At 50.3% G+C, this 9,092-nt stretch carries 7 protein-coding genes; 2 read left to right on the top strand and 5 right to left on the bottom strand.

Annotation, left to right across the window (positions count from 1 at the left end; translation table 11 throughout):
• The first annotated feature begins 194 nt into the window (after window positions 1–194).
• Complete coding sequence (locus D6024_RS25895; RefSeq protein ID WP_121357730.1) at window positions 195–467, top strand: hypothetical protein; 273 nt, start codon at window positions 195–197, stop codon at window positions 465–467.
• 102 nt (window positions 468–569) lie between these two features.
• Here D6024_RS25895 and D6024_RS25890 read toward each other — a convergent pair whose 3' ends face one another.
• The 4 genes from D6024_RS25890 to D6024_RS25875 all read right to left on the bottom strand — a co-directional run bounded on the left by D6024_RS25890 (window position 570) and on the right by D6024_RS25875 (window position 7,397).
• Entirely contained in the window at window positions 570–3,977 is a 3,408-nt protein-coding gene (locus D6024_RS25890) for a glycosyl hydrolase (RefSeq protein WP_121357729.1), read from the bottom strand.
• A gap of 447 nt (window positions 3,978–4,424) precedes the next feature.
• Window positions 4,425–5,753, bottom strand: a complete 1,329-nt coding sequence (gene fucP / locus D6024_RS25885; protein WP_121357728.1) for an L-fucose:H+ symporter permease — start codon at window positions 5,751–5,753, stop codon at window positions 4,425–4,427.
• Window positions 5,754–5,762: 9 nt separating this feature from the next.
• Window positions 5,763–6,242, bottom strand: coding sequence for a MaoC/PaaZ C-terminal domain-containing protein (locus D6024_RS25880; RefSeq protein WP_121357732.1), 480 nt, complete (start codon window positions 6,240–6,242; stop codon window positions 5,763–5,765).
• 63 nt (window positions 6,243–6,305) lie between these two features.
• Window positions 6,306–7,397: a Gfo/Idh/MocA family protein gene (locus D6024_RS25875; protein WP_121357727.1), complete on the bottom strand. Its 1,092-nt coding sequence runs from the start codon at window positions 7,395–7,397 to the stop codon at window positions 6,306–6,308.
• Window positions 7,398–7,570: 173 nt separating this feature from the next.
• Here D6024_RS25875 and D6024_RS25870 point away from each other — a divergent pair, with 173 nt between their 5' ends.
• Entirely contained in the window at window positions 7,571–8,476 is a 906-nt protein-coding gene (locus D6024_RS25870) for an AraC family transcriptional regulator (RefSeq protein ID WP_121357731.1), read from the top strand.
• 27 nt (window positions 8,477–8,503) lie between these two features.
• Here D6024_RS25870 and D6024_RS25865 read toward each other — a convergent pair.
• On the bottom strand, window positions 8,504–9,092 hold a 589-nt coding region (locus D6024_RS25865; RefSeq protein WP_162945047.1), incomplete at its 5' end, for an amidohydrolase family protein.

Here is a 9,092-nt window from a genome sequence, read left to right as displayed (position 1 = left end):
TCGTGCTCTTGAATAGCCTTGACAATCTGTGTTTCGGTGAAGTTTGATTTTTTCATATTTACTCATTTAAAATTAAGCGCCTTTGCTAACTTTCAAATGAGCGAATTATAGGGAAGCCGACATCTGCACAGCTTGTTGCAATTGAAAATAATATTTCAATAGAAAAGGATACTGGTAAAATTAACTTCGTGGAAATGGCCTATTTACAAAAATTCATCGATAAAAATAACCTTAACAAAGAGAAAGATTTGCTTATAAATAGATATAACGAATTGAAGTCAAAGTTTAATTCAGATATAAGAAACTATATGAATGGTCATGATTTTTTGGACATCTTCTTTTTATATGTAAACAAAATCAAAAACACCTTGAAGTATAAAGAAGAAAATTTTGGAAGAGTTTTATATTTGGCTGTAGAGTCACCAATGATTGAAGACTATCCATTGTTTCAAAAAATTATTTCCTAAGTTTCTAACCAGTAACTGTCCTCGATGCCTGTAGTGTTCACCAAATTTTAGAATTGCAGGCCTGATGTCTCCGACTCAGGCCCACAGAATCAGGTCTTTTCTTTATTTCACTACTTCCAACCTCACCGGTCCTAACAAACCCGCCGGCAACAACCCCTTTCCTTCCATCTTAAACGGATAAACCGTGCTGCTGATTCGCTTTTCAACGGGCAATTTTGCATCGCCAATCATCCGGTTGGCCCAGGTGTTGATCACTTCAATTTTTATCCTGTTTACGCCGGGTTTCAAGGCTGTCGTTATTGGCAGGCGGTAAGGCGCCGTCCACACCGTTCCGCAAAAGGAGTCGTTCACCCATACCGTTGCGATGTTTTTTACGTCGCCAAGATTCACCCAAACTGGCCCTGACTTTTTCCCCCGCTGCCAGCTAAACCTGTTTTGGTAAACCGCCGCCCCGGAATAATACCGCACGGCAGAATCGTCGCTCCTGCTCCAATCCATCAACACCGGCCAGGTCAAGGGTTTTTCCGGTCCGACAAGCCTTGGGTCAAAGTTTACCGTCCACGGTGAGGGAATGGTTGCAACCACCGTTCTTTCATGCGCCGGCACTTTCATCACCTTCTTTGTCGTTGACTGTTGCAGCACCACAAACACGGAACCGTAGCCTTCCAGATGAACCGGTAAATCCGTTCTGCCCCCTTTCGTCGTCCATTTGCTTACCGTTGTTATGCTGCCGTCAACCGCATTCCACAACTCCGGCACTTTTCCTTCCACACGCAAGGAAAGATTGAGGTCTCTCGCCGCCGCCTGGTTCGAAACAAAATAAATGTCGAAGTCTTTTCCTGCACGGTGCGTCCATAAAATGCTGTCGGCGCCCTTGCCCTTTTCATCCATTGCAACAAAATCCGGCGCAATTCCCAATGTCTCCAGCGATGCTTTTTCAAACACCCCGGTGATCAGCCTTCCCTTGCCGACGGTATGCATTGTTGAACCTCTCAAACTGCCGGAATGAATAGCAGCAAAGGCATTCTTTAATTCGCTCTTATCATCTTTCAATCCGAACGTTGACTTGCCTTCGTTTGCCAACAAAACCGTTGCGCCGTCCTTTGCCAATGAAACAATCTTCTTCGCCGCTTCCACCGACAAGAAGCCGCTATCGGGCATCATCTTGTGCACATCCGGCACTACCAATAATTTGTAACGGGCACCCGTGCTTAATTCAATCTCGCCGCCTTTCACGCTGGATAAATTCAGGAGCGCATCGGGATTGTACGAATCGTAAGCATAACCCCGCAGGGGGTCGTTCCAGGTTTGCGCATCCGTGGTATTGGCAACAAAGGTCACGCCGTTTTCCGGCTTTCGTGTCGGCATGCCTTCGTTCAATAAACGATTCTTTTCCCGCTCCACCGCTTTCTCCCCAAACAAGCCCGGAAGCGTGGGCACCAATCGTTCGGGCAAAAGTGAGCGGCGGGGATATTCTTCGCCGGTGAATACTGCAATGTCCGTTACCGGCTTTCCCATCTGCAACAGGGCCTGGCAACGGCTGATGTAATCCGTCCAGGCGCTCACTCTTGGCCACCAGGTTTGGTCACGCTGAAACAAGAGGCCAATCGCATCCAGCGTTACGCCGGGCTTTTTGGCTAGCCAGGGATTGTGCATGAACACATGAAACACGAGGCGGTTAATACCCAGTGCAAAATTCCGGTCGGCCAGTGCTTTCAACTTGCCGGGATGTTCGTCAAAGGCCTGTCGTATTTCCGTAAAAGCTTCGGCCTGGATGATGTTCTTTCCGTACACATGGGCACCGCTGATGGCGTCCAGCATGTCGTTTGGTTTGTCGTGCGTTGGACTGCGCAACCAGAATTCACCCATCGGCAAATCCACTTTTGCATAGTGTTGCATGCCGTCGCTCAGCATCGTTGGCGCCACGCTTTCCGCACTGAACTGCATGCCCGCTTTGTGCGACAAGGCTTGCAGCGTGCCGTAAAACGTATCGTTCAATAAATCAGCGATGGTGCGCCGCACGTCGTACAAAACACCTTCTGAAACTTTGTTGCTTTCCACCGGGATGCCGGCCATTACCGGCAGGTAAGTGTACAGGTCATAGCCCCGCCGCTTCCTGAACTCTTCCCGGAAAGTCGCCGACCAGTTTTGGCTGCCGCATTCCCAACTGTCCACGTGAAAAATCTTCACGACTTCTTTCGCCGTGGCGCCGCCCTGCTTCATGATCTCGCCAAACCAGTTGTTGAATTGCAGCGTCACGGCTTCGGGGCTGAACTTGTCGCATTCCAACCCTTTTCCCCCACCGCCGGTTTCGTTCCGGTGTCCTGTTGACGTATGGCCGATGCGAAGAATGGTCCAGTTACCGGCGGGAACAGTCCAGGTCAGCTTGCCATTTTTGTCCAAATATTTTGTGATATCGATGATGCTTTTCATCTGCACAAAATCCTGCGCAGACAGTTGTGCATCGGTGGTGCGCTTGCTTACCCGCCACACTTCGCCGTTCTTGCCTTCGTATTGATGAATGCGCGGCTCTGACGATAGCTCAAGTCCTTTGATGTTGAGCGAAGGTTTCCATTTGGCCGCATCCAGGTCTTCCGCACCGGGTTCGATGCCACGCTTGCTGTAGACAAAACGGAAATAGCGGCTCGTGACTTCGGGAATGGCATGCGTGTAGTCGCTGTCCCAATCCTGCCAGCCATGACGGGGCGCCTCCAATCGTGTAAAAAAATGAAAGTTCTTTCCGTCCTCACTCGTTTCAATCATCAGTTGATTGGTGATGTACGCACTGCGGCCGTAGAGCCAGTTCTTCACCACCAGCGAACGAAGCGTAAAGGGTTGCTCAAAGTTGTATTGAATCCAGCAGGAGTCGCCGCTGGTAAACGATTTTGTGTTGTTGGGCTCAACCAGGAACTGCGCATCAGCACCCGTGCTGGTGGTGATTTTTGGTTTGATTAATTTGGTTGAAATACCTGTACCCGGTAAAGAGGGAAAAGCATAGATGGCAATGTCTTCGTAATAGTTTTCAAGCGCCTTGGGCTTCGGCAAGGTATCCGAAAAACTTCTTCCGCCCCGTACATTCACTTGCGACCAAACGACCTTTTGCATGGAAGTCTCCGGTGTAATCCACGGGCCGCCAGCCAGTGCGAATCCATCGCTGACGTGGAAGGCCAGCTTTAGCCCGAGTCGTTTGCTTTCGGCCATCGCATGCTTTACCATCCTCCACCATTGCGGGGACAGTTGTCTTGCGGCTGGGAGATAAACAGATGGATTGGTTGTGTCCTTGATCGGCATGAGATAAGCACCGGCAATGCCGCCTTTTTTCATCGCTTCCAGATCAGCCGTAATGCCTTCGGCGGAAACAGCGCCATTTAGCCAGTACCAGAAGACCCAGGGCTTTGCCGACCCAGGTGGCGAAAGAAAGGCTTTGCGCAAATCGGTCTGCCCCGTTTTTTGGGCAAACAAAAAGGAGAAACAAAAAAAGGCGATGAACGAGAGTAGCGTTTTTTTCATTCAGAAATAGTACTGTTTATCCTTTTGGTTACCTGTATTCTATTTACCGGCAGCTTGAGAGAACATCCCTTGTTGCACAGCCATGTCAAAATAAAATTCCTTTCAATAAGAAAATTGGCACTGGCTCAGAAGGTGCCGCGTGTTGACAACGGCGTAGAACACGGGGCTCCTTTGGAGCCTGGTTTCTTCGTCCGCATGAATTTTCTATAAACACGACGCTCCTTTCGGAGCGAAACCTGCCCTCAAAATGAACGTACATCTACTGGATCGTCTGCAGGTTCGGTTAAGATTGAAATTTGCAGTCCAGGATCCTCATGTGAAAATGAAGAGGATTCCCTTTTCCAATCTATACCATCATGCCTTTCTTGCCGAATAGCGTTACTGAACGTACAAGAGTGCGACGCAACAGACGTTGATCATAGCACCGTTGCCGGTTACCCATAAATGCTAATTCAGTTCAACGGGCTTTTCATGCTGTTTTACTTTATACCCCCTGATGCCGAAATAAATAATGACCAGGTAGCACACAAGCGGCACCACGTAGCCCGGCTGAATTTTATCGCCGCTCAGATCGATGATGGTGCCCATGAGGTAAGGAAAGATCGCCCCACCCACAATCGACATCACCAACAAAGAAGACCCCAGCTTGGTGTCTTCACCCAGTTCCACAATGCCGAGCGAAAAAATGGTCGGGAACATGATGGACATAAAAAAGCCCAGCCCGCCCAGGCAGTACACCACGTACTCGCCCTTGCCCAAAATGGCCGCGAGGCAAAGAAGGGTACAGGCCACCGCATAAATCGTGAGCAGCTTTTGCTGTTTTACATACTTCAAAAAAAATGTTCCGGAAAAGCGTCCAACGAGAAACAGGACACCGTACACGGTGGCCAGGTAAAAGCCGGCGGTCTTTTCATCCAGGCCACCACCCTGCTGGGCCATGCGAATAAAAAACGACGTGACGCAAACCTGCGCCCCCACGTAAACAAATTGGGCCAGCACCGCCCATGACAAATGCCGGTGACGCAATACGTTGAAAAACTGCGACACCTTCACCGATTTGGCTTCGGACTTCACTTCGGGAAAACGAAAAAAGAAAAACAGGATCGCTACGAGTAGCAAACCGCCACACAAGGTGAGGTAGGGTATTTTGACCGAAGCCGATTCGGACGCCAGGTAGGCGGCTTTTTCCGCCAGCGGCATGGCTGCCAACTGCTCTTTGCTGTGCGAAATGCCGGATAAAATAAACAGCGTTCCCACCAGTGGCGCAATGAAAACGGCAAGACCATTGATGGCCGCGGCAAAGTTCAGCCGGATGCCGGCCGTTTCGGGTTTGCCCAACACCGCTGCATAGGGATTGGCCGCCGTTTCCAGCACGGCAATGCCGCAACCGATGATGAACAGCGCCAGCAAAAACAGTTCAAAGCTGCGGGTGTTGGCCGCCGGCACAAAAAGCAAGGCACCGGTTGCTGCCACCAGCAAGCCGCCGATGATGCCTTTTTTGTAGCCCCATTTTTTCAGGATGATGCCCGCCGGGATGGCCATCACGAAGTAAGCGAAAAACACCGCCGTGTCGATCAGTGTCGACTGGCGGTTGGTCAGCTCGCAGGCCTTCTTCAGGTGCGGAATCAGGATGGAGTCGAGGTTGTGCACCATGCCCCACAAAAAGAAAAGGCAGGTAACCAGGATGAAAGGAACCAGGAATTTGTTGGTGCCGGCCGTGTGTTCCGTACCGGGCTTCTTCGCGGGAGCAATCGTTTCAACAGGCATGAGCGCCATATGCTAAGTTTAATTGGTGGACGAAAGATGTTCAGGACTTGACACGGCTCGCTTGCGTTTGGCCAGCAACAGGTGATCACACACCAGCACCACGTCGCCGTGCTGGTTGATCACTTCCACGTGTTCTGTCACCGAGCCATACTCGGGCTTTTTGGCATCGGTCTTTTCCGAAATGGTGATCTCCGAATGGATGGTATCGCCAATGTGCACCGGCTTCACAAACCGCAAGCGGTCGTAGCCTTTTGAGAACGCTTCCGGGTTGATCTCGGAAGCCGTCAGCCCGATGCCGATGCTGAAGATCATGGTGCCGTGGGCAATGCGCTTTTTGAACGGCTGCGTCTTGCACCACTCCTCGTCCATGTGGTGCGGGAAAAAATCACCCGTGTGCCCGGCATGCACCACGAAATCCGTTTCCGTGATGGTGCGGCCCAGGGTCACCCGTTTCGTGCCCAATTCGTAGTCCTCGAAAAAAATAGATTTGAAATACATCAAAAATCGTTTTAAAATTTCTTCTGAATGATGCTGTTGCTTCACGCAGGAAGCACCAATCAATCACCTTGTTCTTTCTTTTTCATAAAAGCGTTCCGCCACCGGCACGCCGCCTTTCTTGTTGGAAAGATAGGCACTCTCCACAACGGCCATCGTGTGGATGACGTCTTCCACGCTGGTGGGAAGTTCGGTGGATGAACCTTCCTTGTAGCGCAACAGGCTGGCCATGGTACCGACAAAAGCTTCGGGGAACCACGATCCTTCCAGCGGCAGCGTTTTCCATTCAGGACCCTTTCCTTCTTCTTTCAAACAATACTCGAAACAGTCCGGCACGCCGCGGGGATAATCCATCAGCAATCCCATTTTGGCCTTGATGGCGCCTTTGGTGCCCTCCCATTTGATATAGCTTTCCTGGTGCCTTGCACCAAAATCATGATCGTGGTTGGTGTTGATGACGGCATGCATCGTGTCGCCGTAGTCCATGATAATGGTGGAGCGGCTCGACGATAATTTTTTGGCCGGGTGCTTTAGTGTTTTTGCCATCACCGTTTTGGGATTGCCCAAAAAAGAGCGGATACAATCGATGTAATGGATGCTGTGGTAAAGAATTTCGAGCCGCGGATGCACCATCACATGCGGGAAAATTTCCCAGGGCGTATGAATAGTCACCCGTACTTCCAGGTCATACAATTCACCGATCATTCCCTGTTCGATCATGTAGCGGGCCGCACTGACAAACGGTGCAAAACGCAACTGGAAATTGATGGCCGCGACCAGGTTCTTTCTGCGACAGGTTTCCAAAATTTCCTGCGCCTGGCCGAAGTCGTCACCCATCGGCTTCTGAATAAGAACAGCGCAGCCGTCGGGAAGTTGATTCAGCGTATCGATGTATTGCTCCGGCATGGTGGTAATGTCGTAAACGGCGTTGGCCGGCGCATGTGCCACCGCATCGGCCACCGTATCAAAAACATGTGGAATGGAAAACTTTTTGGCGAGGTCCTCCGCTTTTGCCTTCGTACGGTTGGTGATGCCAAACACGTTGAAACCGGCCTGCCGGTAAGCGGGAAGGTGCGCATCACCCACAATACCACCGGCACCGATGATGACGATGGGATGGTCGTTAACAGGTAACAGGGGTTTGTATGGTATGTTCATATAGCATCAGACTTTGCATTGCGTAAAAATAATGAGCTGTTCAGGAACCGGTCAGGTTAACGTTGAATTCGTACCGTTTCCCCATTGGCATTTTCCTTTTTCTATTTTGTATTTTGTATGGTACATTCATTCTTTCTGCAGCAACGCCACCGGCTGCCAATTTTTTAGCAAACATGAAAACACTGACGAAAGAAGGTTCCTATAAAAATATCTGGCACGGCACCGGCCGTCAGCGGATCGAAATCCCGAAGACCGTTTTAAAAACGCATGTGCTGAACAACAAGTTGCTCCAGTCGCTTTACATTGCCAGCCTTGGTTATTACCCCCAGGCCAAAGGGCATTACACCTACCGCAAAAAAGGCCTACCGGAAAATTTCCTTTTTTTCTGTGTCGACGGAAAAGGCTGGTACACCATCGAGAACGAGCGGTTCGACGTGAGCCCAAACGAATTTTTTATCCTGCCGCCAAATAAAGAGCACGCCTACGGAAGCAACGACGCCGAGCCGTGGAGCATTTACTGGGTGCATTTCGGCGGCGCCTCGCTGCCGGATTTCAACGCCATGCAAACGGTGAAGGACCATTTCCGGCCGATGCACATCAAAACCAGCGATACGATCGTGGCCCTGTTCAACAAAATTTACAAAACACTTGAATCGGGCTACAGCATCGACAACCTGGCTTTTTCCAATCTTTGCCTCAGCCACTTCCTGACCCTCTTTCTTTACAACGCCAAGCATTTTGAAGCCAGCGTTTCCAAACCGGATATCGTTGACGACGCCATCCGGTTCATGCAGGAGAACATCAACAACAACATCACGCTCCAGGAACTTTGCCAGCAGTTCTATTACTCGCCGTCGCGGTTCTCCAGCCTTTTCAAGCAACGGACGGGCTACTCCCCGATCGATTATTTCATCCAGCTGAAAATGCAGAAGGCAAGCCAGCTGCTAGATTTCACCGACCAATCGATCAAGGACATCGCGTCAGAATTCGGCTTCGATGACCCGTATTATTTTTCACGGCGATTCCGCAAGACCATTGGCGTTTCGCCAAAAAATTACCGGTCCATCAAAAAGGACTGATCGCGACAGATACGTTTCAAAGAACATTTATAACTGGTAAAAAGCGGTTGCATTTTCAGCATACACCTTTTTACGCTGCGCTTCATTTAACAAGGACGAAAGCAGGTCTTTGTAAACCGTCCATGTGTGGGTATAACTCCCGGCCAGCAAGGACACGGGCCAGTCGCCACCGCAAAAGCAACGGTCTTCCCCAAATTTCTCCAGGACAAACGACACGTAGGGTTTAATATCCTCCGCTGTCCAGTCAGCTTTTTTCGTCACGGTGCCAAGGCCCGAGATCTTTGCATAAAAGTTGGGACGCCAGGCCGCTTCCTGCATCAGGCTTCCCCAGCGGCCAAATTTTTCACCGACCACGATCGGCGGATGGTTCAGATGGTCAAAGACCATTCGCAACGACGGAACTTTCTCTGCTACCTCCAATACGGTTTCAATGTGCTGCGGCAACACACCAACCACGTCGAAAGGCAGGTCGTGCGAGGCAAGAATACCGAGACTTTCGATTACCGGCTCCTGCAACAGCCATTTTGGATCTTTCTCGTCGTGGATCAGGTGGCGCATGCCTTTGAAATAGCGGTTTTGCAAGTATTTATCCTGCAAAACGGTTTGGGTTTGCTCC

The sequence above is a fragment of the Flavisolibacter nicotianae genome (genome assembly GCF_003628535.1).
In the GTDB taxonomy this organism is placed as follows: Bacteria; Bacteroidota; Bacteroidia; order Chitinophagales; family Chitinophagaceae; genus Flavisolibacter; species Flavisolibacter nicotianae.
Note: the sequence above shows the minus strand (reverse complement) of the source record. Positions and strands in the feature narration are given on the sequence as shown.

Bases quoted from the DNA above. Each gene is read 5' to 3' on its own strand.
- D6024_RS25890 (WP_121357729.1), bottom strand. From the start codon at position 3,977: ATGAAAAAAACGCTACTCTCGTTCATCGCCTTTTTTTGTTTCTCCTTT.
- D6024_RS25895 (WP_121357730.1), top strand. From the start codon at position 195: ATGGCCTATTTACAAAAATTCATCGATAAAAATAACCTTAACAAAGAG.
- D6024_RS25875 (WP_121357727.1), bottom strand. From the start codon at position 7,397: ATGAACATACCATACAAACCCCTGTTACCTGTTAACGACCATCCCATC.
- D6024_RS25880 (WP_121357732.1), bottom strand. From the start codon at position 6,242: ATGTATTTCAAATCTATTTTTTTCGAGGACTACGAATTGGGCACGAAA.
- fucP (WP_121357728.1), bottom strand. From the start codon at position 5,753: ATGGCGCTCATGCCTGTTGAAACGATTGCTCCCGCGAAGAAGCCCGGT.
- D6024_RS25870 (WP_121357731.1), top strand. From the start codon at position 7,571: ATGAAAACACTGACGAAAGAAGGTTCCTATAAAAATATCTGGCACGGC.